General features: G+C 57.1%; 24 protein-coding genes. 15 read left to right on the forward strand and 9 right to left on the reverse strand.

The annotated features are described in order from the left end of the window. The first annotated feature begins 45 nt into the window (after nt 1–45). Nucleotides 46–1,614, forward strand: a complete 1,569-nt coding sequence (locus ACQG0T_RS02510) for a methyl-accepting chemotaxis protein (RefSeq protein WP_015572503.1) — start codon at nt 46–48, stop codon at nt 1,612–1,614. A 36-nt stretch (nt 1,615–1,650) separates the two neighbouring features. Here ACQG0T_RS02510 and fbp read toward each other — a convergent pair whose 3' ends face one another. Beyond that, nucleotides 1,651–2,649 carry a class 1 fructose-bisphosphatase gene (fbp, locus tag ACQG0T_RS02515; RefSeq protein ID WP_003856070.1) on the reverse strand — a complete coding sequence of 333 codons (999 nt, stop codon included), beginning with the start codon at nt 2,647–2,649 and terminating at the stop codon, nt 1,651–1,653. 179 nt (nt 2,650–2,828) lie between these two features. Between fbp and mpl the strand changes: the two genes are divergently transcribed. After that, nucleotides 2,829–4,202: a UDP-N-acetylmuramate:L-alanyl-gamma-D-glutamyl-meso-diaminopimelate ligase gene (gene mpl / locus ACQG0T_RS02520; protein ID WP_017694649.1), complete on the forward strand. Its 1,374-nt coding sequence runs from the start codon at nt 2,829–2,831 to the stop codon at nt 4,200–4,202. 104 nt (nt 4,203–4,306) lie between these two features. Here the strand turns inward: mpl and yjgA are convergent, their stop codons facing one another. Beyond that, entirely contained in the window at nt 4,307–4,858 is a 552-nt protein-coding gene (gene yjgA, locus ACQG0T_RS02525) for a ribosome biogenesis factor YjgA (RefSeq protein ID WP_017383918.1), read from the reverse strand. 95 nt (nt 4,859–4,953) lie between these two features. Between yjgA and pmbA the strand changes: the two genes are divergently transcribed. Together pmbA and cybC are read left to right on the forward strand one after the other, a co-directional pair. Then, nucleotides 4,954–6,306, forward strand: coding sequence for a metalloprotease PmbA (pmbA, locus tag ACQG0T_RS02530; protein ID WP_015572506.1), 1,353 nt, complete (start codon nt 4,954–4,956; stop codon nt 6,304–6,306). 44 nt (nt 6,307–6,350) lie between these two features. After that, a complete protein-coding gene (gene cybC / locus ACQG0T_RS02535) occupies nt 6,351–6,737 on the forward strand; it encodes a cytochrome b562 (RefSeq protein WP_032652320.1) in 387 nt (128 codons plus the stop codon). Between the two features lie 70 nt (nt 6,738–6,807). On the opposite strand, the gene ACQG0T_RS02540 is transcribed toward cybC, so the two are convergent. Then, on the reverse strand, nt 6,808–6,963 hold the full coding sequence (locus ACQG0T_RS02540; protein ID WP_017383916.1) for a Hok/Gef family protein: 156 nt from the start codon (nt 6,961–6,963) through the stop codon (nt 6,808–6,810). Between the two features lie 416 nt (nt 6,964–7,379). Here ACQG0T_RS02540 and ACQG0T_RS02545 point away from each other — a divergent pair, with 416 nt between their 5' ends. The 10 genes from ACQG0T_RS02545 to ACQG0T_RS02590 all read left to right on the forward strand — a co-directional run bounded on the left by ACQG0T_RS02545 (nt 7,380) and on the right by ACQG0T_RS02590 (nt 16,044). Beyond that, on the forward strand, nt 7,380–7,718 hold the full coding sequence (locus ACQG0T_RS02545; RefSeq protein WP_026080657.1) for a PRD domain-containing protein: 339 nt from the start codon (nt 7,380–7,382) through the stop codon (nt 7,716–7,718). A 10-nt stretch (nt 7,719–7,728) separates the two neighbouring features. After that, nucleotides 7,729–8,091, forward strand: coding sequence for an SFCGS family glycine-rich protein (locus ACQG0T_RS02550; RefSeq protein ID WP_006810339.1), 363 nt, complete (start codon nt 7,729–7,731; stop codon nt 8,089–8,091). A gap of 2 nt (nt 8,092–8,093) precedes the next feature. After that, on the forward strand, nt 8,094–8,393 hold the full coding sequence (locus ACQG0T_RS02555) for a DUF4312 family protein (protein ID WP_006810338.1): 300 nt from the start codon (nt 8,094–8,096) through the stop codon (nt 8,391–8,393). Between the two features lie 22 nt (nt 8,394–8,415). Next, on the forward strand, nt 8,416–9,192 hold the full coding sequence (locus tag ACQG0T_RS02560; RefSeq protein ID WP_006810337.1) for a DUF4311 domain-containing protein: 777 nt from the start codon (nt 8,416–8,418) through the stop codon (nt 9,190–9,192). 13 nt (nt 9,193–9,205) lie between these two features. Continuing rightward, nucleotides 9,206–9,847 carry a DUF4310 family protein gene (locus ACQG0T_RS02565; protein ID WP_015572508.1) on the forward strand — a complete coding sequence of 214 codons (642 nt, stop codon included), beginning with the start codon at nt 9,206–9,208 and terminating at the stop codon, nt 9,845–9,847. A gap of 42 nt (nt 9,848–9,889) precedes the next feature. Next, a complete protein-coding gene (locus tag ACQG0T_RS02570; RefSeq protein WP_017383915.1) occupies nt 9,890–11,023 on the forward strand; it encodes an amidohydrolase/deacetylase family metallohydrolase in 1,134 nt (377 codons plus the stop codon). After that, the gene (locus ACQG0T_RS02575; RefSeq protein WP_023295814.1) at nt 11,007–12,125 is read left to right on the forward strand and encodes a DgaE family pyridoxal phosphate-dependent ammonia lyase; all 1,119 of its coding nucleotides are present in this window, start codon (nt 11,007–11,009) and stop codon (nt 12,123–12,125) included. Before ACQG0T_RS02570 ends, ACQG0T_RS02575 begins: the two co-directional genes overlap by 17 nt. Continuing rightward, entirely contained in the window at nt 12,122–12,862 is a 741-nt protein-coding gene (gene dagF, locus ACQG0T_RS02580) for a 2-dehydro-3-deoxy-phosphogluconate aldolase (protein ID WP_017694646.1), read from the forward strand. Before ACQG0T_RS02575 ends, dagF begins: the two co-directional genes overlap by 4 nt. A gap of 115 nt (nt 12,863–12,977) precedes the next feature. After that, nucleotides 12,978–14,114: a lactonase family protein gene (locus tag ACQG0T_RS02585; RefSeq protein ID WP_032103144.1), complete on the forward strand. Its 1,137-nt coding sequence runs from the start codon at nt 12,978–12,980 to the stop codon at nt 14,112–14,114. Nucleotides 14,115–14,133: 19 nt separating this feature from the next. Beyond that, on the forward strand, nt 14,134–16,044 hold the full coding sequence (locus ACQG0T_RS02590) for a BglG family transcription antiterminator (protein WP_017383912.1): 1,911 nt from the start codon (nt 14,134–14,136) through the stop codon (nt 16,042–16,044). 32 nt (nt 16,045–16,076) lie between these two features. Here the strand turns inward: ACQG0T_RS02590 and nrdG are convergent, their stop codons facing one another. The 5 genes from nrdG to ACQG0T_RS02615 form a co-directional block, all read right to left on the reverse strand. After that, nucleotides 16,077–16,541 (reverse strand): anaerobic ribonucleoside-triphosphate reductase-activating protein, encoded by a 465-nt coding sequence (nrdG, locus tag ACQG0T_RS02595; protein ID WP_023302982.1) that lies wholly within the window; start codon nt 16,539–16,541, stop codon nt 16,077–16,079. Between the two features lie 105 nt (nt 16,542–16,646). Further along, complete coding sequence (gene nrdD, locus ACQG0T_RS02600) at nt 16,647–18,785, reverse strand: anaerobic ribonucleoside-triphosphate reductase (RefSeq protein ID WP_015572514.1); 2,139 nt, start codon at nt 18,783–18,785, stop codon at nt 16,647–16,649. 368 nt (nt 18,786–19,153) lie between these two features. Then, entirely contained in the window at nt 19,154–19,726 is a 573-nt protein-coding gene (locus tag ACQG0T_RS02605; RefSeq protein WP_047718312.1) for a PTS sugar transporter subunit IIA, read from the reverse strand. Nucleotide 19,727: 1 nt separating this feature from the next. Next, nucleotides 19,728–22,325 (reverse strand): glycoside hydrolase family 38 C-terminal domain-containing protein, encoded by a 2,598-nt coding sequence (locus ACQG0T_RS02610; protein ID WP_271040534.1) that lies wholly within the window; start codon nt 22,323–22,325, stop codon nt 19,728–19,730. Between the two features lie 10 nt (nt 22,326–22,335). Beyond that, nucleotides 22,336–23,733: a PTS fructose transporter subunit IIC gene (locus tag ACQG0T_RS02615; protein WP_271040535.1), complete on the reverse strand. Its 1,398-nt coding sequence runs from the start codon at nt 23,731–23,733 to the stop codon at nt 22,336–22,338. Nucleotides 23,734–23,912: 179 nt separating this feature from the next. Here ACQG0T_RS02615 and ACQG0T_RS02620 point away from each other — a divergent pair, with 179 nt between their 5' ends. Continuing rightward, nucleotides 23,913–24,572: a MurR/RpiR family transcriptional regulator gene (locus ACQG0T_RS02620; RefSeq protein WP_271040536.1), complete on the forward strand. Its 660-nt coding sequence runs from the start codon at nt 23,913–23,915 to the stop codon at nt 24,570–24,572. An 8-nt stretch (nt 24,573–24,580) separates the two neighbouring features. Here ACQG0T_RS02620 and ACQG0T_RS02625 read toward each other — a convergent pair whose 3' ends face one another. Further along, on the reverse strand, nt 24,581–25,327 hold the full coding sequence (locus ACQG0T_RS02625) for an oligogalacturonate-specific porin KdgM family protein (protein ID WP_017694639.1): 747 nt from the start codon (nt 25,325–25,327) through the stop codon (nt 24,581–24,583). Between the last annotated feature and the right edge of the window lie 72 nt (nt 25,328–25,399).

Genomic DNA, 25,399 nt, shown 5'->3' on the forward strand with positions numbered 1-25,399 from the left:
TTCTTTTTTTATGCCCAGAAATATCTCGCTACCGGAAATAACATCATGCTTAAAACGCTATCGATTCGTACCGGCTTGCTCTCTTTACTGGCCGTTATGACCCTTCTGCTGCTGATTGTCAGCGGCATCGGCATTTATGCCCTTACACAAAGTTCCGCTTCTCTCCAGCGCATCAATCATCTTCAGGGTGAACAGATGGTGCAGCTGAATGCCGGCTATACGCTGATCCTGCGCGCGCGTAACGAAGCGGGGCAGGCCGTCCGCATGATGGAGGTCGGCCTGCTGGACGATGCGGCCAGGGCGGTCAAAACCATTAACCAGGAAGTGGCGCTGGCACAGAAAACGCTGAAGGACGTGATCGGCAGCGGCGTGGCGGATGAGCAGGGGCAAAAGCTGCTGGATAACGTTGCCGCGAGTCTGGCGGTGTACAACCAGCAGGGTATCAGCCCGATGCTGAAAGCCCTGAACGAGCAAAGCGCGGACAGCTATTACGATCTGCTGGAAAACAAGCTGGTCCCGGTGGCGAAGCAGTTTGATAACGATATGCAGGCGTTCCAGGCATGGAGCGAGGCGCGCGGTAAAGCGGAGGTGAGCGCCGTGCAGGCGAGTAAAACCCGCGTGCTGATCCTGATTATCGTCGCGGCGCTGCTGACGGCTGGCATTATCGTGCTGGCCTGGCTGGTGCTGCGCCATATGCTGCTCAAGCCGCTTTCAGCCTCGATTGCCCAGCTGGAACATGTGGCGGCCGGGGATTTAACCCATACCCTGAACGCGCCGGCCAGCCAGGAATTTAATCGCCTTAACGCGGCGATCGAAGGGATGCGCCAGTCGCTGATGGACTCGGTTCTGCGGGTGCGTGACGCCAGCTCGCAGATTGATACCGGCAGCCGCGAGCTGACGGCCGGGAATATGAACCTGGCCCAGCGCACGGAATCCACCGCCACCTCGCTGGAGCAGACGGCCGCCAGCATGGAAGAGATCACCGCCACGGTGAAACTTAACGCCGATAACGCCGAGCAGGCGCACCAGCTGGCGAAGTCGGTCTCCGATACCGCCGATCACGGCAGTGAAATGGTCTGTTATGTCATTGAGAAGATGCGCGACATCTCCGGCAGTTCGGCGCGCATCGCCGATATCCTGAGCGTCATCGACGGCATTGCCTTCCAGACCAATATTCTGGCGCTGAACGCCTCCGTTGAAGCGGCGCGTGCGGGTGAGCAGGGGCGAGGTTTTGCGGTCGTGGCGGGTGAGGTGCGTAATCTCGCCAGCCGCAGTGCTGATGCGGCGAAAGAGATCCGCTCGCTTATCAGCGATTCGCAAACCCACGTGAACGAGGGCAGCGAGCTGGCGCAGCAGGCCGGTGAGACGATGGACGAGATCGCTACCGAAGTGCTGCGTATGACCAAACTGATGCGTGAAATTGCGACGGCGTCCCAGGAGCAGAGCCGCGGTATTGAGCAGGTGAATATCGCCGTCAATCAGATGGATGAAACGGCGCAGCAAAATGCGGCGCTGGTCCAGCAATCATCTGCGGCAACTCGTTCCCTGGAGGAACAGTCGCGCGAGCTGATGGAAGCGATGGCCTCCTTCAAGCTGACGATGCAAACGGCCTGAAAAAAAGGGAGCCTGCCTGGCTCCCCTTTTCGTGCGTTACGCGTCCGGGAATTCGCGGATCATGCGTTCAACGTCATCCACCATATGGCGGTTGCCGACGAAGAATGAACGGCGCTGGTGCAGGCTTTCCGGCACGATATCCAGAATACGCTCTTTACCGTCGCTCGCCTTGCCGCCTGCCTGTTCGGCCAGGAACGCCATCGGGTTGCACTCGTACAGCAGACGCAGTTTTCCGTCCGGGTGGCTGGCGGTGCTTGGGTAGAGGTAAATACCGCCCTTCAGCAGGTTACGGTGGAAATCCGCCACCAGCGAGCCGATGTAACGCGAGGTGTATGGGCGCTGGGTGGCTTTATCCTCTTCCTGGCAGAATTTGATGTACTTCTTCACGCCGTTCGGGAATTTGATGTAGTTGCCTTCGTTGATGGAGTAGGTGTTGCCCTTCTCCGGGAAGCGCATACGCTCCTGGCACAGGCAGAACACGCCCAGGGACGGATCGTAGGTAAAGGCGTGTACGCCGCAGCCGGTGGTGTACACCAGCATGGTGGACGAGCCATACACCACATAACCGGCAGCAACCTGTTTACTGCCCGGTTGCAGGAAGTCTTCTTCCGTCACCGGTGTGCCAACCGGCGTGACGCGACGGTAGATGGAGAAAATGGTACCGACAGAAACGTTAACGTCGATGTTGGAGGAGCCGTCCAGCGGATCCATCAGAACAACGTATTTCGCGTGTTCACACCCTTCGAATACGACGATCTCATCTTCTTCTTCAGAGGCGATACCCGCAACGATGTCGCGCGCGCGCAGTGCAGCTTTCAGTTTTTCATTGGCGAACAGGTCGAGTTTCTGCTGAACCTCACCCTGAACGTTCTCGGCACCGCTGGCACCCAGGATATCGACCAGACCGGCCTTGTTGATATCGCGGTGGATGATCTTAGCGCCCAGCTTTATTGCCGACAGCAAAGCAGTGAGCTCACCCGTAGCATGAGAGAACTCGTGCTGCTTCTCGACAATAAATTCACCTAACGTTTTCATAACACTTTCCCTGCATCTTATGTTGAGTAAAGCGGTTGATGTCCAACAATCTTAACAAACATTCAAATATTAGCGCAGAGGTGAATCGCGCCAGCAAAATACGGATTTACCTGAAATGCGTTTCACAGCCGCTGACATGTGAGTAAAATGTGCGCCACATTGAAGAAGGATAGTGACGTATGCGCATTCATATATTGGGGATTTGTGGCACTTTCATGGGCGGACTGGCAATGCTGGCGCGCTCGCTGGGCCATGAAGTGACAGGTTCGGACGCCAATGTGTATCCGCCGATGAGCACGCTGCTCGAGAAGCAGGGAATTTCTCTGATTCAGGGATATGACGCCAGCCAGCTGGAGCCGCAGCCGGATCTGGTGATCGTGGGTAACGCCATGACCCGTGGGAATCCATGCGTTGAAGCGGTGCTGGAACGCAATATCCCGTACATGTCTGGCCCGCAGTGGCTGCATGATTTTGTCCTGCGCGACCGCTGGGTTGTCGCCGTTGCCGGGACGCACGGCAAAACCACCACCGCCGGTATGGCGACCTGGATCCTCGAAGCCTGCGGCTACAAGCCGGGCTTCGTGATCGGCGGCGTACCGGGGAATTTCGACGTCTCCGCGCGTCTGGGCGACAGCCCGTTCTTTGTGATTGAAGCGGATGAATACGACTGCGCGTTCTTCGACAAGCGCTCCAAGTTCGTGCATTACTGCCCACGCACGCTGATCCTCAACAACCTTGAGTTCGATCACGCGGATATCTTTGACGACCTGAAAGCGATTCAGAAACAGTTCCACCATCTGGTGCGCATTGTTCCGGGTCAGGGCCGCATTATCCTGCCGGAGAACGACATCAACCTGAAGCAGACTATGGCGATGGGGTGCTGGAGCGAGCAGGAGCTGGTTGGCGAGCAGGGGCACTGGCAGGCGAAAAAGCTCAACGCGGATGCCTCCGAATGGGAAGTGCTGCTCGACGGTGAGAAAGTGGGCGAGGTGAAGTGGGGCCTGGTGGGCGAGCACAACATGCACAACGGCCTGATGGCGATCGCCGCGGCGCGGCACGTGGGCGTACTGCCTGCGGATGCCGCCAATGCGCTGGGCTCGTTTATCAACGCCCGTCGCCGTCTGGAGCTGCGCGGTGAAGCCCACGGCGTTACCGTGTATGACGATTTCGCGCACCACCCAACGGCCATTCTGGCGACGCTTGCCGCATTGCGTGGCAAAGTTGGCGGCACCGCGCGCATTCTGGCCGTGCTGGAACCGCGTTCGAACACCATGAAAATGGGCATCTGCAAAGACGATCTCGCACCGTCCTTAGGGCGTGCCGACGAGGTCTTCCTGCTGCAACCGCAGCATATTCCGTGGCAGGTGGCCGAAGTGGCAGACGCCTGCATTCAGCCGGCGCACTGGAGTGCGGACGTGGATGTCTTAGCGGATATGGTGGTGAAAGCCGCACAGCCTGGCGATCACATTCTGGTGATGAGCAACGGTGGGTTTGGTGGGATCCATCAGAAGCTGCTGGACGGTCTGGCGAAGAAAGCCGCGGCCGCAGAGTAAAAAAAGCCCGGTGGCGCTAGCGCTTACCGGGCCTACATTTTTTCGCACGAGCTTGTAGGCCGGATAAGGCGTTTACGCCGCCATCCGGCGCAAACCCGCACAGATTACTCTTCGTTCTCAGACAGCTCGCGCAGATACTGGAAAATCAGGCGCGCAGACTTCGGCGGCTTATTCCCTTCTTTCTCTTTCTTCGCGTTGCGGATAAGCGATCGCAGCTGCTGGCGGTCGGCATTCGGCCACAGGTTCAGCACTTCAGGTACCGCGTCATCACCTTGGTCGATCAAACGATCGCGGATCTGCTCCAGCTTATGGAACAGCGCAACCTGCTGGTTGTGGCGGTTTTTCAGTTTGTCCAGCGCCTGACGGATCGGCTCCACGTCGCGCTGACGCAGCAGTTTACCGATAAGCTGAAGCTGGCGGCGACGCCCTTCTTTCTTGATTTTCTGTGCCAGTTCAATGGCATCACGCAGATCCTGGTCGAGCGGGATCTTATCCAGCGCGTTTTTACCCAGTTCTACCATTTCTGCGCCAAGCTGTTTTAACTCTTCGGCGTCACGTTTAATTTCACTTTTACTGACCCAGATGATCTCATCATCTTCGTCTTCGATGTCATCACCGGGAACGTCGTCGAGCCAGTCTTCGGGCTGCTTAGTCATGTCAGGCTCCTTAAAAAAAGAGGCTAATGTTACCAGTTAAGACGCGCACTGAAAAACGGTTCTCTGTTAGACTTCACTTAACTCTCTCTTACAGTATGGCATTTGCGATGAAAGTAACCTCACAAGTTGAAGCGCAGCGTAAGATCCTGGAAGAAGCCGTCTCCACCGCGCTGACGCTCGCTTCAGGTAAATCAGATGGCGCCGAAGTGGCGGTCAGCAAAACCACCGGCATTAGCGTGAGCACCCGCTATGGCGAAGTGGAGAATGTAGAATTTAACAGCGATGGCGCGCTGGGGATCACGGTGTATCACCAGAATCGTAAAGGAAGCGCGTCGTCTACCGATCTGAGCCCGGATGCCATCGCCCGTACGGTGCAGGCGGCGCTGGATATCGCGCGTTACACCTCCCCGGACCCTTACGCTGGCGTGGCCGATAAAGAGCTGCTGGCGTTTGACGCGCCGGATCTCGATCTGTTCCATCCCGCGGAAGTGACGCCGGATGAAGCCATTGAGCTGGCCGCGCGAGCCGAGCAGGCCTCTTTGCAGGCTGACAAACGCATCACCAATACCGAAGGCGGCAGCTTTAACAGCCACTACGGCATTAAAGTGTTTGGTAACTCCCATGGCATGTTGCAGGGGTACTGCTCAACCCGCCACTCGCTTTCCAGCTGCGTCATCGCCGAAGAAAACGGCGATATGGAGCGTGATTACGCGTATACCATTGGCCGCGCGCTGGGAGATTTGCAGTCTCCGGAGTGGGTGGGAAAAGCGTGCGCCGAACGCACGCTGTCACGCCTTTCGCCGCGTAAACTTTCCACCATGAAAGCGCCGGTCATTTTTGCCAACGAAGTGGCAACCGGCCTGTTTGGTCATCTGGTGGGAGCGATTGCGGGCGGTTCGGTGTACCGTAAATCGACCTTCCTGCTCGACTCGCTGGGCAAGCAGATCCTGCCGGAATGGCTGACCATCGAAGAGCACCCACACCTGCTGAAAGGGCTGGCCTCTACGCCGTTCGACAGCGAAGGCGTGCGCACGGAACGTCGGGATATCGTGAAAGACGGCATTCTGACCCAGTGGCTGCTGACCAACTACTCCGCGCGTAAGCTGGGGCTGAAAAGCACCGGGCACGCGGGCGGCATTCATAACTGGCGCATTGCCGGACAGGGCCTGAATTTTGAACAGATGCTGAAAGAGATGGGCACCGGCCTGGTGGTCACCGAGCTGATGGGGCAGGGCGTGAGCGGTATCACCGGCGACTACTCTCGCGGTGCAGCGGGCTTCTGGGTCGAAAACGGTGAAATTCAGTATCCGGTGAGCGAAATCACCATCGCCGGCAACCTGAAGGACATGTGGCGCAATATTGTTACGGTCGGTAACGATATTGAAACACGCAGCAATATTCAGTGTGGTTCTGTATTACTGCCGGAGATGAAAATCGCCGGGCAATAATCCCCGTAAAAGCGTGATTAATAATAAAAAAAAGGAAGTGAGCAATGCGTAAACACCTGTTAGCGATCGTCGCGGCTTCAACGCTGGTTCTTGGCTCGTCTGCGTTTGCTGCCGATCTCGAAGACAACATGGACATCCTCAGTGAAAACCTGAAGGTGGTGCAGAAAACGGACAATGCGGCGGACATGAAAGACGCATTGACTAAAATGCGTGAAGCCGCGCTGGATGCGCAAAAAGCGACGCCGCCGAAGCTGGAAAGCAAAGCGGCAGACAGCGCCGAGATGAAAGACTACCGCCACGGTTTTGACGTGCTGCTCGGCCAGATTGACGGCGCGCTGAAGCTGGCGAACGAAGGCAAAGTGAAAGAAGCCCAGGCGGCAGCCGATCAGTTTGTCGCGACCCGCAACACGTACCACAAAAAGTATCGTTAATTGGGTGCCTGAGCTGTACGTCCTCTCCCCGTATGCGGAGGCGCATGATGCGCCCCCGCATCGTTGCTCCCTACTTGCCGGAGCGACAATCCATCCGCGCTGTCACTTCAAGCGAGCCGTTACGAAAACGGATCTCGCACAGTGTTTTCCTCGTCACCAGCGTTAAGATGATTATTGTCAAAGAAATAATCATCAAAACCCCGATACTTGGGTTTCTGCGTTTCATGGATGCCTCCTTGCTTTTAAGCGGGCGAGGTAGCGAACTCCACGGTGTGACGTGTCGTTTCGAGCCCCCGCCCTGATTTTTTATCAGGCGGGGCTTTCCACTTTCCGTCCCATGCCTGAGACGGTCAGTCTCAGGCACCCGCCGCCCCTCTAGCGGATCCCCATAAGAAAACCTTATCCACGTCACATTTCTACGAGCCTGCTCGTAATCTTTTCCACTTCGCTTACCAGTCTAATGCCGCGTAATAGCGTGATATTCATCACGTAAATCCAGCGATTTATACAGATTCACCGCATTTATGTGGCACAGATCACTGCCGCTGCTCGCCTTTCCACTTCGAAGTGGAAAACAACTCGCTACAAACAATTCCCCCTCGACGTTAGTTTTATTCCAGAGCCATTAACGGGGTAAGACGAGTGATTAACGGAGCGGTAATGAACGACGTTGGGGAACAGGCGGTGCAAACAGAACAGCTCGCGAACACCATGCTTCAGCAGGTCTACGCCCTGCTGGCCCGGCACAACATCATTCCCAACGCGGTACAGGAGCAGATGCTGACCTCCCACGTTCGCGCAATGGCGCACCGGTCCGTGACCGGCGAGCCGCTGCCGGAGGTTGAAGCAGAGCTGTTTGACGAAATTTCACCAGATTCAATGCAACTCGCCCGTGAAGTGGTAGCGCAGTTCGGCAACCTTCCTGATGAAGAAGCCTGGCTGCTCTCCGTTCACTTCGAAGTCGCGAAAGACAACCTTTAAGGAGCAACACATGGAACAGATTACAGTCGTGATTGGCGATCGCCTGGGTAAAGGTCAGAAAGTGGCTGCGGGTGTGGAAAAAGCCGGCGGACGCGCGGTTGTCGTACCGGGCATGGCAGCGGATATGAAGCTCGGTGACGTGATGAAAGCAGAAAACGCCACCTTCGGGATCTCCTTCTGCGGCAGCGGCGGCGCGGGCGCCATCACCGCTCAGACCAAATATGGCTACAAGGCCAAATACGGCATGCGCTCCGTGGATGAGGGGGTGACCGCCATCAACGAAGGCTGCAACGTGCTGGGCTTTGGCTTTATGGATAAAGAAGAGCTGGGCGAGCGTCTGGTACAGGCGTGGCAGAAGAAATACGGCGCGTAAGCATGAAAGAACAGTTCACAACCACGGTGAGAGTGAAGGGGAAGGGCGACGCCAAAGCGCGCGCCTTTGCCGACGCCCTCAACCACGTTCAGGCTGCGGTGATGAAAGCCTCACCGCATATCTTACTGCGTATTGAGCCACAGGATGTGCAGGTTGTTCAGGCGCAAGAAGCGGTGCGAAAAGAAGCGTTTCTGTTCTTCTTTTTGCGCCGGGAAAGACGCACCTACAGCGTGGAGCTGGATGTGACCGTCAACGTGACCGCCATCAATCTCGACCAGGTGGATTTCGTCACGCAACGCTGATTATTCATAAAAGGGCAGACTGATGTTCTTAATTATATTAATAAAATCGCTCATCATTGGCGGCCTGGTTGGCGTCGGTGTTGGCGCCGGGGCTGCACGCATGTTTCATGCGCCTACCACTCAGGGTATGGGCGCGTTTCGTACGTTGGGGGAACTGAACTCCTGCGAAGGGGATCCGGCGTCCCACTTCTCCTTTGGGTTAGGTTTCTTCTTTAACGCCTGGGCCTCTTCCGTGGCCGCAGGTGCCTTCACACAGGACGTTGACCACCGCATCATCCCGAACTGGGGTGCTGCTGCACTGATGATTAAAAACCGTAACGTCGGTGAAACGCTGCATGACCCGCGCAAAATGGCGATTGCCTGCGGCATCATCGGCATGATTGTCGTGACCTTCCTTAACCTGACCGCCTCCTCCGTTCCGGCAGCGCTTCAGGTCACCGCCGTGAAGGTGCTGGTACCGGCGGCGAACCTGCTGGTCAACACCGTGATGCCGGTGATCTTCTGGCTGGCGGCCATCGACGCGGGTAAAAAATCGGGCTTCTGGGCCACCATCTTTGGCGGCGCGGCACAGCTGATCATGGGTAACGCCGTACCGGGTCTGGTACTGGGTATTCTGATTGGTAAAGGTGTTGAAGAGAGTGGCTGGAACCACGTCACCAAAGTGATGATGGCGGCGATCGTTCTGCTCTTCGTGCTGAGCGGCTTCTTCCGCGGCTTCGACATGAAGATGATCGAATCCTTCCATCTGACCGTGCCGAACTGGCTCGACATGATCCACAACTCGCTCAGCGGTAAATAACAGGAGCCTCTAAATGGAACAGAATAAAGGTTTTTGGTATGCCGACTGGTCGTTCCCGATCTTCGTTGGCCTGCTCTCCTCCGGCGTTTTTGCCGGGACGCACATGTACTACCTCTACGGCATCGGCGCGTTTAACGAAGTTGCCTTCGTGGCGATGCTGAAAGCGGGAATCGATACCGGCGTCTACGGCGCGGTGGCGGCGTTCGGTGCTAGCTTCCTGTTCGCCCGTATTATCGAAGGCTCGCTGGTGGGTATTCTCGATATCGGCGGTGCGATCCAGACCGGCGTGGGCCTCGGCGTTCCGGCGCTGCTGCTGGGCGCGGGGATCATGTTCCCGGTGACCAACTTCATTGCCGCGCTGATTACCGGCCTGGTGATTGGCCTGGCGATTGGCTACGTCATCATCCTGGCGCGTAAGTTCACCATCAATCAGAGCAACTCCACCTACGGCGCAGACGTGATGATGGGCGCGGGTAACGCCTCCGGCCGCTTCCTCGGGCCGTTGATTATCCTCAGCGCCATGACCGCCTCCATTCCAATCGGCGTCGGTTCCCTGGTAGGCGCGCTGCTGTTCTACATCTGGCAGAAGCCGATTACCGGTGGCGCCATCCTCGGCGCAATGATTTTGGGCTGGCTGTTCCCGGTCGCCCTTTAATACCCGCGGGCGCTTCGGTGCCCGCTTTATCAGGAGATCCTCATGTTTGATTTACTCCTGCGCCGTGCGCGCCTCGCCGACGATACCCTGACCGATATCGCCATCCAGGACGGGAAGATTGCCGCGACAGGCGACATTGACGCTCCCGCCCGCAAAACGGTTGAGCTGAACGGCGACGTGTTCGTCAGCGCGGGCTGGATTGACTCCCACGTCCACTGCTACCCGAACTCCCCGATTTACCACGACGAGCCGGACAGCGTGGGCATTGCCACCGGCGTCACCACCGTGGTGGACGCGGGCAGTACCGGCGCCGACGACGTGGACGATTTTTACGCCATCACCCGCAAAGCCTCCACCGAGGTGTTTGCCCTGCTGAACATCTCCCGCGTGGGGCTGATCGCCCAGAACGAGCTGGCCAATATGGCGAATATTGACGCCGATGCGGTGAAGCAGGCGGTGACGCGCCACCCGGATTTTATCGTTGGCCTGAAGGCGCGCATGAGCAGCAGCGTGGTCGGTGAAAACGGCATCACCCCGCTGGAGCGCGCGAAAGCGATTCAGAAAGAGAACGGCGACCTGCCGCTGATGGTGCACATCGGCAACAACCCGCCTAACCTCGATGAGATTGCCGAGCTGCTGAGCTCCGGCGACATCATCACCCACTGCTACAACGGCAAGCCTAACCGCATTCTGACGCCCTCCGGCGAGCTACGCGCCTCCATTACGTCTGCGCTGAAGCGCGGCGTGCGCCTGGACGTCGGTCACGGCACGGCGAGCTTCAGCTTTGAAGTGGCGAAGCGCGCCATTGCGATGGGCATTCTGCCGCATACCATCAGCTCGGATATTTACTGCCGCAACCGCATCAACGGCCCGGTCGGCTCGCTGGCGAGCGTGATGTCGAAATTCCTCGCCATCGGCATGTCATTGCCGCAGGTGATTGACTGTGTCACGGCCAACGCCGCCGACGGCCTGCGCCTGACGCGCAAAGGCCGCATTCAGCCTGGCCTCGACGCCGATCTGACGCTGTTTACGCTCAAGCGCCAGCCGACGGTGCTGACGGATGCCGAAAACGACAGCCTACAGGCTGAACACATTCTGATGCCGCTTGCCGCGATCCGCGCGGGCAAGGGCTACATGACCGAACAAGGGAGCACGGAACATGCCTTCGATTTATGAGAAGTACAACTTAAAGCAGGTTATCAACACCTCTGGCCGCATGACGGCGCTGGGTGTCTCCACGCCGCGCCCGGAAGTGGTGCAGGCGGCGATGGACGGCATGAATCACTATTTCGAGATGAAGGATCTGGTCAATAAAACCGGGGAATACATCGCGAAGCTGCTGGAGGTGGAAGGGGCGACGGTGGTCTCCTGCGCGTCGGCGGGCATTGCCCAGTCCGTGGCGGCGGTGCTGGTGAAAGACAGCGACTGGCTGCTGGAAAACCTGCACGTCACACCGATTGAAAACAACGAAATCGTCCTGCCGAAAGGCCACAACGTGAACTTTGGCGCGCCGGTGGGCACCATGGTGGCGCTGGGCGGCGGCAAGCTGGTGGAGGCGGGCTACGCCAACGAATGCTCTGCCGATCAGCTGGCGGCGGCGATCACTCCGCGCACGGCGGCGATCCTCTACATCAAATCGCACCACTGCGTGCAGAAAAGCATGCTCAGCGTCGAGCAGGCGGCGGTCGTGGCGCGCAAGCACGATCTCCCGCTGATCGTCGATGCGGCGGCGGAAGAAGATCTGCACGCCTACTACCGCTCCGGTGCCGATCTGGTGATCTACAGCGGCGCGAAGGCGATCGAAGGGCCAACCAGCGGGCTGGTGATCGGCAAAACCCAGTACGTTGAGTGGGTGAAGCGCCAGACGGCGGGCATTGGTCGCGCGATGAAAGTGGGCAAAGAGGGTATCCTGGGCCTGACCTGCGCCATCGAACACTACCTGACGGCGACCAAAGAGAGCGGGGCCGAGATGGTGGCGAAGATGACGCCGTTTATCGACGCGTTGAACACCCTGAACGGCGTGACCGCGCGCGTGGTCTGGGACAGCGCCGGGCGTGACATCGCCCGCACCGAGATTAAGTTTGACGAAGCCACCACCGGCGTCGGCACCGGTGAACTGGTGAACGCGCTGAAACAGGGCGAATACGCCATTTACTTCCGTGGCTATAAGGCCAACGAAGGGATTATCGAGGCGGACGTGCGCAGCGTGAATGCTGACCAGCTGAACATCGTGTACCGCCGCATTAGCGAAGTATTAGGACAGGAGAAAAAAGCATGAAACTGACCCCCAACTTTTACCGTGACCGCGTCTGCCTGAACGTGCTGGCAGGCTCAAAGGCCAACGCCAGCGCCATTTACGAGGCGGCGGAAGGTCATGTGCTGGTGGGCGTGCTCTCCAAAAATTACCCGGACGTGGCGAGCGCGGTTGCGGACATGCGCGAATACGCAGCCCTGATTGATAATGCGCTCTCCGTGGGGCTGGGCGCGGGCGACCCGAACCAGTCAGCGATGGTGAGTGAAATCTCCCGCCAGGTGCAGCCGCAGCACGTTAACCAGGTCTTTACCGGCGTGGCCACCAGCCGCGCGCTGCTGGGGCAGAATGAGTCCGTGGTCAACGGTCTGGTCTCCCCGACCGGCACCGTCGGCATGGTGAAAATCTCCACCGGCCCGCTGAGCAGCAAAGCGCCGGACGGCATAGTGCCGGTTGAAACCGCTATCGCCCTGCTGAAAGATTTCGGCGGCAGCTCCATCAAGTACTTCCCGATGGGCGGCCTGAAATGCCGTGACGAATACCAGGCGGTGGCGGAAGCCTGCGCCCGTCACGACTTCTGGCTGGAGCCGACCGGGGGAATCGATCTGGAGAACTTCGAGGCGATCTTGCAGATCGCCCTGGATGCGGGCGTGAGCAAAATCATCCCGCATATCTACAGCTCGATTATCGATAAAGCCAGCGGTGATACGCGTCCGGAAGATGTGCGTACGCTGCTGGCGATGACGAAGAAGCTGGTTAAGTAGAACCTGCCCCTCACCCTAACCCTCTCCCACCGGGAGAGGGAACCTTTACCCCCTCTCCCTTTGGGAGAGGGCTGGGGTGAGGGGAAACAAACCGCACACACCCGAAGGAGCCACCATGCACACCCGTACCCTGCTTGTCGCTTCACTCTCTTTACTTGCTACCTCTGCAATCGCTCAAACCCAGTACGCCTGGGTGGGTACCTATAATCCGAACGGTGAAGGGCTGTACCGCTTTACCGTCGATCCGCAAACCGGTGCGCTGAACGATAAAACACTGGTGAGCAAACTGCCGAACGCCGCGCAGTTAACCGTCTCACACGACGGCAAAACGCTGTATCTGGCAAGCGAAGTGGAGCAGGGCGTGGTGCAGGCGCTGCGCATCGGTGATAACGGCGCGCTGAGCGAGCTGAATCAGGTGTCCTCCGGCGGCGCGGGGCCGGTGTATCTTTCCCTGACGCCGAACGGCAAACATCTGCTGGTGGCAAACTACGTCAGCGGAACTGTCGCGGTGCTGCCCGTTAACGCAGACGGCAGCCTGGGCGATGCTACGGACACCCATCAGGACAAAGGCGAACCGGGCGCGGCGAAGCCGGAAGCTGCCGTCGAGGGCAGTTTCGCCATCAGCGATCATAACGGCCCACATGCGCACATGATCGCCGCCGATCCGGACGGGAAATACGTTTTTTCCACCGATCTGGGGCTGGATCGCATCTATCAGTACCGTTTTGACGATCAAACCGGGAAGCTGACTCCTAACGATCCGCCATTTATCAGCGCCTCCTCAAAAGGGGCCGGGCCGCGCCACTTCGTCTTTACGCCGAAAGGCGATGCCCTGTGGCTGATTAACGAAGAGGCGTCTACGCTCACCCATTATGCGCTGGACAGTAATGGCAGGCTGAAAGAGGGTAAAACGGTTTCAGCCCTGCCGGACGGTTATAAAGGCACCAGTTTTGCTGCCGGGCTGGCGCTAAGCGCCGACGGGAAACAGCTGTATGTCGCTAACCGTTTGCATAACAGCATCGGGCACTTTACCGTAACGGCGGAGGGTACGCTGACGCATCAGGATGATGTCTGGACGCGCGGCGACTATCCGCGCACCCTGACGCTCGATAAGCAGGGTCGCTGGCTGTACGTCATGAACCAGCGCAGCGACAACATTACCCGTTTCCGCGTGGCGCCGGACGGCAAGCTGAGCGCCGAGCCAGACTATACCCCGGTCGGCAGCCCATCCCAGATGGTCATTTCACCCTGAGCAGTAAGAGGACAACGACGTGCGATTTCCGAACCAACGTTTAGCGCAACTTTTCGATCTGTTGCAAAACGAGACGCTGCCACAGGACGAGCTGGCGCAGCGGCTGTCGGTCTCCACGCGAACCGTCCGGGCGGATATCACCGCCCTGAACGCGCTGCTGGCCAGCCACGGCGCGCAGTTCATTTTGAGCCGGGGCAACGGCTATCAGCTCAAAATTAATGATGTGGTGCGCTATCAACAATTGCAGGCGTCCCACCCGCGCGCGCTGCGTATTCCGCGAACCGGACCGGAGCGCGTGCACTATCTGGTGGTGCGTTTTCTGACGTCAGCCTTTTCCCTCAAGCTGGAGGATCTGGCCGATGAGTGGTTCGTCAGCCGGGCTACGTTGCAGAGCGACATGGTGGAAGTGCGCGAGTGGTTTCACCGTTATAACCTGACGCTGGAAACCCGCCCGCGCCACGGGATGAAGCTGTTTGGCAGCGAGATGGCGATCCGCGCCTGCCTGACCGACCTCCTGTGGGAGCTGGCGCAGCAGGACAGCCTGAACCCGCTGGTGACCGACGTGGCGCTGAATGCGGGGGTGGCGGAAAAGATGGTGCCGGTGCTGCACGATGCGCTGACGCGCCATCACATTCGCCTGACCGATGAAGGCGAGCTGTTCCTGCGCCTGTACTGCGCGGTGTCGGTGCGGCGCATCAGCGAGGGGTATCCGCTGCCGGAATTCCACGCGGAGGACGTGGAAGAGAACGTGCGTGAGGCGGCGAAAGATATCGCGGTGGCTATCCAGGAGCTGGCGGGCAAAGCGCTTTCGCCGTCAGAAGAGAGCTGGCTGTGTGTGCACATTGCGGCGCGGCAGATCCAGGAGATCGCCCCCAGCGCGATTAACGCCGACGACGACGAAGCCCTGGTCAACTACATTCTGCGCTACATCAACACCCACTATAACTACAACCTGCTGAGCGATGAGCAACTGCATGCAGATCTGCTCACGCACATCAAAACCATGATTACCCGCGTGCGGTATCAAATCATGATCCCCAATCCGCTGCTGGATAACATCAAGCAGCACTACCCGATGGCGTGGGATATGACCCTCGCGGCGGTGTCGAGCTGGGGCAAATACACCCCGTATGTGATCAGCGAAAACGAAATTGGTTTTCTGGTGCTGCATATCGGCGTCGGGCTGGAGCGCCATTACAATATCGGCTACCAGCGCCAGCCGCGGGTGCTGCTGGTGTGCGACGCCGGTAACGCGATGGTGCGCATGATCGAGGCGGTACTTCAGCGTAAATATCCGCAGATTGAGGTGACGCGCACGCTCACCCTTCGTGAGTACGAGCTTGCCGATGCCATTGGCGAAGACTTCGTGATCTCCACCGCCCGCGTGAGCGAAAAATCCAAACCGGTGGTGATGATCGCCCCGTTCCCGACCGATTATCAGTTAGAGCAGATCGGCAAGCTGGTGCTGGTGGATCGCACCCGCCCGTGGATGCTGGAAAAATACTTCGACGCGGCCCATTTCCGCATTCTCGACAAGCCTGTCGACCAGCAAACGCTGTTCCGCGAACTGTGCGGGCAGCTTGAAGGGGAAGGTTTTGTCGGCGCGGAGTTTCTGGAATCGGTTATCGAGCGTGAAGCCATCGTCAGCACCATGCTCGGCGACGGCATCGCGCTGCCGCACTCCCTCGGGCTGCTGGCGCAAAAAACGGTGGTCTACACCGTGCTGGCGCCGCAGGGCATTCAGTGGGGAGATGAAACCGCTCATGTCATCTTCCTGCTCGCCATCAGCAAAAGCGAGTACGAAGAGGCAATGGCGATTTACGACATCTTTGTCACCTTCCTGCGTGAACGCGCGATGGCGCGCCTGTGCCAGTGCGAGAATTTTGCGGCGTTTAAGGCTGAGGCGATGGAGAGTTTGAGTCGGTTTTGACGTTCAGGCGGACAGAGGATATCCGCCTTCATTCAACGCAGATGATGCACAACCTGGTTGCTGCTGCCGCGCCAGATAAGCATAGGATCTTTTAGATCCTGCACGAACTTGCCGTCGACCAGGACGTTAATCAGATCCACCACTTCCATCTGCTGCGCATTCAGTTCATCCAGCTTATAGCCCGTCCAGACCCAGATGTCTTTTCCTGCGCACTCGCGGCGGATGCGTTTTACCAGCTTCAGGATCGCCGGCACGTTTTGCGGATGGAGCGGGTCGCCGCCGGAGAGCGAGATCCCCTGGCGTTTGATGCGCGTGTCGTTCAGGTCGTTGATGATGCGGTCTTCCATCTCAGCGGTAAACGGCATACCCGAGTTCAGGCGCCAGGTGCTTTTGTTGTAGCAGCCGGGGCACTCGTGAACGCAGCCTGATACAAACAGGGTACAGCGGGTGCCGGGGCCGTTGACGATGTCGACGGGGTAGTACTGGTGATAGTTCATCGCGAATAACCACGCCGGGTGGCGCTGCGCTTACCCGGCCTACAAAAGAGAGCGGTCCGTAGGCCCGGTAAGCGCAGCGCCACCGGGCATTAACGTGGCAGCGGATTACCCGATCTGCCCATTCCCCAGATGTTTCACCCTGCGCTTCACCTCTTCCTGCTTACCGGCGTTAAACGGACGGGCATCCGGGCTGCCGAGGTAGCCGCACACGCGGCGGGTCACGGAGACGCGGGCTGCGTCGTGGTTACCGCATTTCGGGCAGGTGAAGCCTTTGCTGGTGCATTCGAACTCACCGGTAAAGCCGCACTCGTAGCACTCGTCAATTGGCGTGTTGGTTCCGTAGTACGGCACGTGCTGATAGCTGTAATCCCACACGTCTTCCAGCGCCTTCAGGTTGTGCTGAATGTTCGGGTACTCGCCGTAGCAGATAAAACCGCCGTTCGCAATGGGCGGATAGGCCGCTTCAAAGTCGATCTTGTCGTACGGGTTCACCTTCTTCTCCACATCGAGGTGGAAGCTGTTGGTGTAGTAACCTTTGTCGGTCACGCCTTCCACGATGCCGAACTCGGCGGTGTCCAGACGGCAGAAGCGATCGCAGAGGTTTTCGCTCGGCGTGCTGTACAGGCTGAAACCGTAGCCAGTTTCCTCTTTCCACTGGTCTACCGCATCGCGCAGGCGCTGCACAATCGCGATACCTTTCTCACGCAGGGCGTCGTTGTCATAGATGTGCTTGTCGCCAAACAGCGCGTTAATCGTTTCGTGAATGCCGATATAGCCAAGAGAGATCGATGCGCGACCGTTTTTGAAGATCTCCGACACATCATCGTCCGCCTTCAGGCGCACGCCGCAGGCTCCTTCCATATAGAGAATTGGCGCGACGCGGGCTTTCACCCCTTCAAGACGGGCGATGCGGGTCATAAGCGCCTTACGTGCCAGCTGTAAACGTTCATCCAGCAGCGTCCAGAAGGCCGCTTCATTCCCTTTAGCTTCCAGCGCGATGCGCGGCAGGTTCAGGCTGATGACGCCCAGGTTGTTGCGCCCGTCGTGGATCTGCTCGCCGTTCTCATCTTCGTACACGCCGAGGAAGCTGCGGCAGCCCATTGGCGTTTTAAACGAACCGGTGACTTTCACCACCTGGTCGTAGTTGAGGATGTCCGGGTACATACGCTTGCTCGCGCACTCCAGCGCCAGCTGCTTGATGTCATAGTTCGGATCGCCAAACTTGTGGTTCAGGCCGTCACGAATGGCGAACACCAGTTTCGGGAACACCGCCGTTTTACGGTTTTTACCGAGGCCGGAGATGCGGTTGCGCAGAATAGACTGCTGGATCAGGCGTGATTCCCAGCTGGTGCCGAGGCCAAACCCGAAGGTCACAAACGGCGTCTGGCCGTTGGCGGTGTGCAGCGTGTTTACCTCATATTCCAGCGACTGGAACGCGTCGTAGCACTCTTTCTCGGTGCGGGAACGGGCGTAACCGTCGGCATCCGGGATCTGCCACTCTTCCGCCGTTTTACGGTGTTTGTTGAAGCTCTCGGCCACGAACGGGGCCAGCACTTCATCGATGCGGTTAATGGTGGTGCCGCCATAGATGTGGCTTGCCACCTGGGCGATGATCTGCGCCGTGACCGCCGTCGCGGTGGAGATGGATTTCGGCGGCTCAATCTCGGCGTTACCCATTTTAAAACCGTGGGTCAGCATGCCTTTCAGGTCGATCAGCATGCAGTTAAACATCGGGAAGAACGGCGAGTAGTCGAGATCGTGATAGTGGATCTCACCGCGCTCGTGCGCAGACACCACGTCGCGCGGCAGCAGGTGCTGGCGGGCATAGTGCTTGGCGACGATACCGGCCAGCAGGTCGCGCTGGGTTGGGATCACTTTGCTGTCTTTGTTGGCATTTTCATTGAGCAGCGACGAGTTGGTTTGCTCTACCAGGCCGCGGATCTCCTGGTTCAGGCGACCGCGTTTCTCACGCTGGACGTCACGGTCGTGACGATACTCAATGTAGGCGCGCGCCAGCTGCTTGTACGGACCAGACATCAGCTGGTTTTCAACCGCGGTCTGGATCTCGTTGATATCCACCTGGCTGCGTTCATGCATCTGGCTGCTAACGACTTCTGCGACGGTGGCGCAGTAATCTGCGTCATCGACTCCCGCTGCTTTAGCTGCACGCAGAATGGCTTCTTTGATGCGCTCTGATTTAAACGGCACTTTACAGCCATCACGTTTCATCACATGCGGTGTCATGATCACTCCATTTTAAAAACAGGTTATCCACAAAGGTGGAGAAGTATTCACCGGACGTATTCCTCGCCGCGGCAAAGACTTCCCGCGTGCCCAGCTCGTGTTATCCACAATTCCGGCCAGCGTAAGCGCCGTCTTGTTGTTGGAATAGTAGACGATAAATACAAGATGTTGGGTCGGTGTGCATTTTAAGTGCTACATATAGTGATTTGCATCAAACAAGTTTGCGATTTTTTTGATGCAGAACAAAGTAAAAAGACGAGAGTACAAACGGCGGGCGCTGTGGCAATTGTAAAGACTCGAAGGAAAAATCTGATTAATTATTCAACAAAAACAAGCGCTCAGCAGAGCCTGTGCTGAGCGCTGCTCGATTAACTCACCCCGCAGACCCAGCTCAACCCTGCCTGCAAAAAGGCTACGGTAACGATGCAGCCCAGTACCAACAGGATGAGAAGAGAGCTTTCGGGGGCATCGTCCTGTTCTTGAGAACCTTCATTACTCAGCGCAGACATCGCCTCTTCCCGCGTACGCGCCGCCAGCAATTGCTCACGCACCCGCTCATCCGTGAGTCTGCTGGTCAGCGTCGTCAGCAGGTGCATATGCGTACTGCCTGCTTCCGCTGGCGGAATGGCGAGCAGGAAAACCATCCTCACCTCTTCATCACCCTCCAGCCCCGGCCAGCATATCGGATCGTCAAAGAGCGCCAGACAAAATGCCGCCTGTTGCACCGCCTCGGTTTTACCGTGCGGGACGGCGAGCGCTTCACCCAGCGCGGTAGGGCCTTCACTTTCGCGTTGTAAAACGCTTTCGATAAATGCCTCTCGATCGTTGATGACATTCCGCCTGGCGAGCGGCTCGGTGAGCCAACGGATCACTGCTTCCGGCGTACGTTGGGGCGGGTTGATAAACACCAGATCGGGATGCGTCAATGCCAGCAAGTTCATATTAAGCCTCGATCAAAAAATCGCAGGTTGCGGAGGGGAGGATCGCCGTTACCGGTTGCATCGGCTCTTCCAGATAGTTGATCTGCCGTAACACTGCCAGACTTTCCGGGACGGGAGCCGGTTGTGTCCCGGCGTTAAATACGCGTAAGACGGTGCCATGCAGCAGCTGCGCATGGGGCAGAGCGGAAAGGATGAGCGGCTCCGGCACGGTCAGTAGCGAGAACTCTGCCGGAAGCCTGCGCTCGGGCAGACGCAACGAAAAGCGCTCAAGACGGTGATCGAGCGTGTGTAGCGTTTGCCGTTGGTAGGTGAAGGGCTGTCCAGCCGCCTGATTTTCCAGCTGGCGCAGCGTGAGGTGGTCGGCGTTGTCGGCCAGCGCGACGGTGAATGAAAAGCGCAACGGTTTCAGCAACTGGGCATCAGGAGTCTCAACCACCGTATTATTGATGCCGGAGGCCCGACCCGGTCGCCATTCGAGATCGCTGCGTCCGAGCACGCCCGTCGATTTAAACATCGTCAGGGCAATAGCAGCGGGTTCGCTGCCGATAATCTGAAATTCTTTCATGCCACGGCTAGTCACAACCAGCGCTTTACCCGGTTCCGTGACAGCGATAATGCCCTCGCTGGTTTCGATATCCACGGGCTTCTCGCGATAGCGTTCTTGCCAGTGTTCACCGTCATATCCCGTTTCGCGCTGGATGATTGCGAAGGGCTGTGAGGCGATAGCGTGACGGGTGTGAACATCGCTGCCGATCAGTAAACGTAGCCGGTGATCGCAGTGGCTGTTTTCCAGCGAAGCCTCGACATACAGATTCGGATCGTCGTGGCGTAATTCGCAGACCAGACGAATGGATAACGGCGTTCGGGCCGTATCCTGACGGCTGGCGAGATCCTGCGGAAGACGCATTGTGGCCTCGACGGTCAGCTTTTCGACAAGCGGCGTTTTTACGCCGTCGATGAGCGTAAAATGCGAACAGCGCGTCGGCGTGTCGCCCGCAAGCGGCGAAAAATCGTAGCTGTCGCCCGCGTCAGCGCAGTCTTCGAGAGTAAAGAAAGAGGGGATGCGTCTGCCGCTGCGTTTGTCTTCCAGAGTAAGCGTTCCGGCATCCAGCGACAGTCGATAATGCGCATTCTCAATCTCGCTGCCCTTTATCTTTTCAGACGCCAGGAAAGGCGCAGGGTCTTCTTCAACGTTAACGGTGAGATAGCCGATCGGCGGCAGAACCGGTGTCTTTACCGCAACGTGCCAGCGGTAATAAGGGAAAAGGGTCGTCTCGCACTCGCCCTTGGCGGTAAGCGAGATCGCCGTTCCGCCGGGCAGAATGTCTCTTTCCAGGACGTCGAAAGGGATGGGCTGCCCCTGATACGTCAGGGCGATATTATCCGCCCGGCTATACAGGGTGGTTATCACCACGCGCTGCGTTGGGGTAGCTAGCGGGTTAAAGATCAGCAGGTCGCCATCCTGAACGCAGGCGGCGGCCAGGGTTTTCACCACCAGATTCCACAGGCTATGGCACAGCTGTTCGGTTTGTTCCAGTCGATGCAGAATGTCGCGGTTGGTGGCATCGCTATTACAGCCGCCAATGGAATCGTGGGCATGGTTTCGCAACAGCTTTTTCCAGAGGGTGTCGACTACCGCGAGGTTGACCGGAATCCCCTGGTGACGCGCCATTGCGATTGTCGGCTCCAGCTGTCGCAGGATGAACTGTTCAACCTCATCGTTTTTCTTTTTGATGTCGTAGCGCACGGAGCCGATCGTTTTATGGATGCGGGTGTAGCGCGGCGATTTCAGCTCTCCTTCCAGGAGCTCAAACTGTTCACGCTGCGCGCGAAGGGTTTCTACATAACGCTCCAGAGAACTGATGAAGTAACGGTCCTGATCCGGGGACTGTGCGCTGGCGACCTCCAGGATTTTCGGCAGCGCCGGGTCGATGCTGACTTGATCGCCGCCGCAGGGCAGGAGCAGGTCGTTTAGACCGGCCCGTGAACGCAAAAGTGTGGTCATCGGGTAGATTTTTCCCTGGAGATGGGAGGCTTCCGAACGCATGTTTTTAGCCGCGCCATAACCGAGCGCCATCGCACAGGCGATGACGGTCGCACCTGAGGGTGCGCGCCAGAGGAACTGGCTGCTTTTGGCGTGCCTGTCGTGATCGATACCGCGCCAGAAGACGATATTGTCGATATTGCAGCCCTGCAAGATCGTGGGCATTTGCGCATTGTGGCCGAAGGTATCCGGAAGATACCCGACCTGCATCGCATGCCCCAGCGTCCGGGCAGAAAAAATGCCGTACTTCAGGTTGCGGATAATCGATTCGCCATGCACGTTGTAGGTGTCCGTCTGGGTATACCATGGCCCTACGAAGATCCTTTTTTCTCTGACCAGCTTTTCCAGCCTGGCGCGATACTCAGGATTGATGGCGAGAAAGTCCTCCACTACCGCCATCTGTCCGTCAAGGTGATAGCAGGTGTAAGCGGAGTCCTGCTCCAGCGTGTTGATGACGTCCGCAAAATTATATGACGCCAGCACCATGCTGTCCTGACGGGTGAAATACCACTCCTGATCCCAGTGCGTATGGGCAATGACGTGGATCTGATTCATGACGTTCCCCTTATCTGGCGTTCTTTGGGCTGACATAGAGCACGCCCAGGGCGCAAATCAGTGCGCCAATAAAGACGCTCGCCAGGTAGCCCGCCACGTTGGTTGCCAGCGGCCAGCCCCAGACGGCTGGCAGAGGCAGCGTCTGCTTCACGCCAAGGGTAATGGCGACCAGCGCGCCGGCGACGGCACCGGTCATGAATACCGGGATCAGACGTGGGTTTTTCAGGATGAACGGGATCGCGCCTTCGGAGATCCCAATCACGCCCAGCAACAACGAGGTGCTACCGACGGTTTTCTCTTCCTGGCTAAAGACATCCGGTAATCCAAAGCGGCCGTTGAGGAATGCAGCAAAGCCGACGCCAATGGAGGGGATCACGATGGAGAGTTCGCGGGCGGTTAAATCAAACGTCTCGCTCATGCCATTCAGGCAGAGCGCGACCGAGCCTGCCGCCTTGTTGACCGGACCGCCCAGGTCGAACGCGGTGCCCGCGGCAATCATCGCGGAATAGAACCCGCGCCCGGTGTCACCTGCCGAGGTAAAAAAGACCACCATCAGCTGGTTAAGCGAGCCAAAAATCGGGTTAATCAAATATTCCATGACCATCACCAGCGTAATGCCGGTGATCAGCGGGACGAGCAGCATGGTTTTAATGGTGGTGAGCTGCTGGCGGACGTGAATCGAATCATTGAGCCAGCGCACCAGATAGCCCACAAAAAAGCCGATACCAATGGCGCCGAAAAAGCCGGATGGCATAAAGCCTTCGATATCAAAGAAGCGCTTATAGACTTCGTCTGACATGATGCCGCCAATAAGACCGGGGATGAGTGCCGGTTTACCGGCAATGGAAAACGCCAGATACATCGCAAAAACGGGATACATGAACTTAATGGTCATAAAGCCCACTTTATCCAGCACGCTGAACGGCGAATGTTCGATGTTAATAAACTGCCCGGTTATTTTGGCCGTCGCCATCATCAGCCCGCCCATCACCACCACCGGCAGCATATAGCTGATGGCCGCCATAATATGGCCAATAAAAATCTGGTAAGCCGAACGCTGAAGATCGTCTTCTTGTGCGACAGTGGTGACGTTTTTTTCCTTTGCCAGCGCCTCACGCAGATAGCGATCGGTATGTTTGATCAGCTCTTGTGTGCGGGTTTGAAGGTGAGGAATGTTTTCAAAACGCTCGGCATCCTGAATGGGAACGTCGGTTGCCAGAATAATGGCCGTGGCGGAGGCGATATCCTGTTTTGTTAAGCGGTTTTTAACGCCATCGCTGCCCTGCGTTTCGACCTTTACCTCGATATTGTGCTCGTTAGCCCATGCAATAATTTTATTCGCCGCCATAAAGGTGTGTGCGATACCTGTCGGGCAGGCCGTTACCGCGACAACTTTTTGTTTCGTCATTGTCATAATTCCCTGGATGTGAAAACAGGGGAAGTATAAAGAGAACCTAAAACAGTTTTTAATGTTTGCTAATACTAATTACGTATCGTGATACGCGTAAATGCAATGTGTGAAGCGCCTTCCAGAGACTATTTCTCTGTTGTGTTAATATCATCTCGGGATTAAACGGGGCGTAATAGATGAATTCATTCCAGGGAAGTGAACGTTTGATATTTGAATACATTCAGCATCATGCGTGTAATATTTCTAATATATCGGCAAAAGAGATTGCCCGTGATACCTTTACCACGACAACATCCGTTAATCGTGTATGTAAAAAAATGGGCTATAAAAGCTATACCGAGCTTCGGTACCGTTTTTTACGCGACCATTTTACACCTGCACCTGCTATACCCGACGTGGGGCCGCAGCCGGATGATATTGTGACAGACGTGTCCAGGTTGCTTACGCATTCCAGCCATATCTATCTTTACGCACGGGGAGCCTCGCTCACCAGCCTCAACTACCTGTCGCGCTTTTTGTCGCTGGCGAGCCTGCCGCACCTTATTTTGAATGACATGCACCAGTTGACACGCGTATCGAAGGGGACGCTGGTGTTGATCAGTAAATCCGGGGAGACGCAGTCGCTGATTGAAATGGCGCGTAACGCGCTGCGCAAAGGGTTGAAGATTATTGCGATTACCCGTCAGGGGTCGACACTGGCGTCGATCTCAACGCTATGCTGGCCGTTACCAATCGACATTAACGCGGTTTCGCTGTATCAGCGGGAAGGGCAGCTTGAACTGTTAAGCGCCGTGGACCGTATCGGCTGTAGGCTGCTACAGCACGATACGGTGTAGTCAGGCCGTCAGAGCTGCTTCACTATTCCCAGACGTACGGCATAATCATTTTCATGGTTGCCGTCATTATTGATGTACGTTTTATCCAGTGAAACCAGTTCGACGTATGGCGTCCAGCCATCGTCGAGCTTGTAGTTGAACGCGACGGTATGCTCCCAGTAGGTGTCATCCCCGGTTCCCTGATCGACGTTATCCTGCCAGCGGAAGCGCGGGTTATAGGACATACCGAATTTGCCGATGTTATACGCGAACCAAATGTCGAACTGGTGTGACTGGCGGCGAGTATAACCGCTGCCGTCGAGTTCTTTATCGCTGTGCGCGTCATTGACGGTGTTATAGCGGTAACGGGCGGAGAGATTCAGACCGTTATCGAAGGCTTTCCAGCCCTGAATGAAGGGGCGGTAATGCGTATTGCTGGCGGTGAAAACCGTCACCATGCCAGGCGCAACGGCGAAACCATTTCCCAGATCAAAACGCCAGCGCGTTTCGATTTCCTGTGCCGCTTCCGTTAACCCCTTGTCGTCGGGATTATATCTGTCGGTATCACCAAAAAACGTATCATTATGGTTTTGTGCGGCTTCAACGGAGAAGTAAAAACCGTTATTCGCCTGATGCATGACCTTAATGCGTGAATCATTTACGTCTGAGCGCGTATTATGACCAAAGCGAAGGTCAACGGACGTATTCCCGCACCATCCCTGTGTGCTCAATAATAATGCGCTAATACACGTTGCTTTAATAATTATCTTTTTCATAATATCCTGCCGAGGTTATTTAATTGGCAGGCTATTTTTATTTTGAGTGCGCCATATTGTAAAAGTTATCGT

The organism is Enterobacter cloacae complex sp. 302F9 (assembly GCF_050030335.1).
In the GTDB taxonomy this organism is placed as follows: Bacteria; Pseudomonadota; Gammaproteobacteria; order Enterobacterales; family Enterobacteriaceae; genus Enterobacter; species Enterobacter hormaechei_C.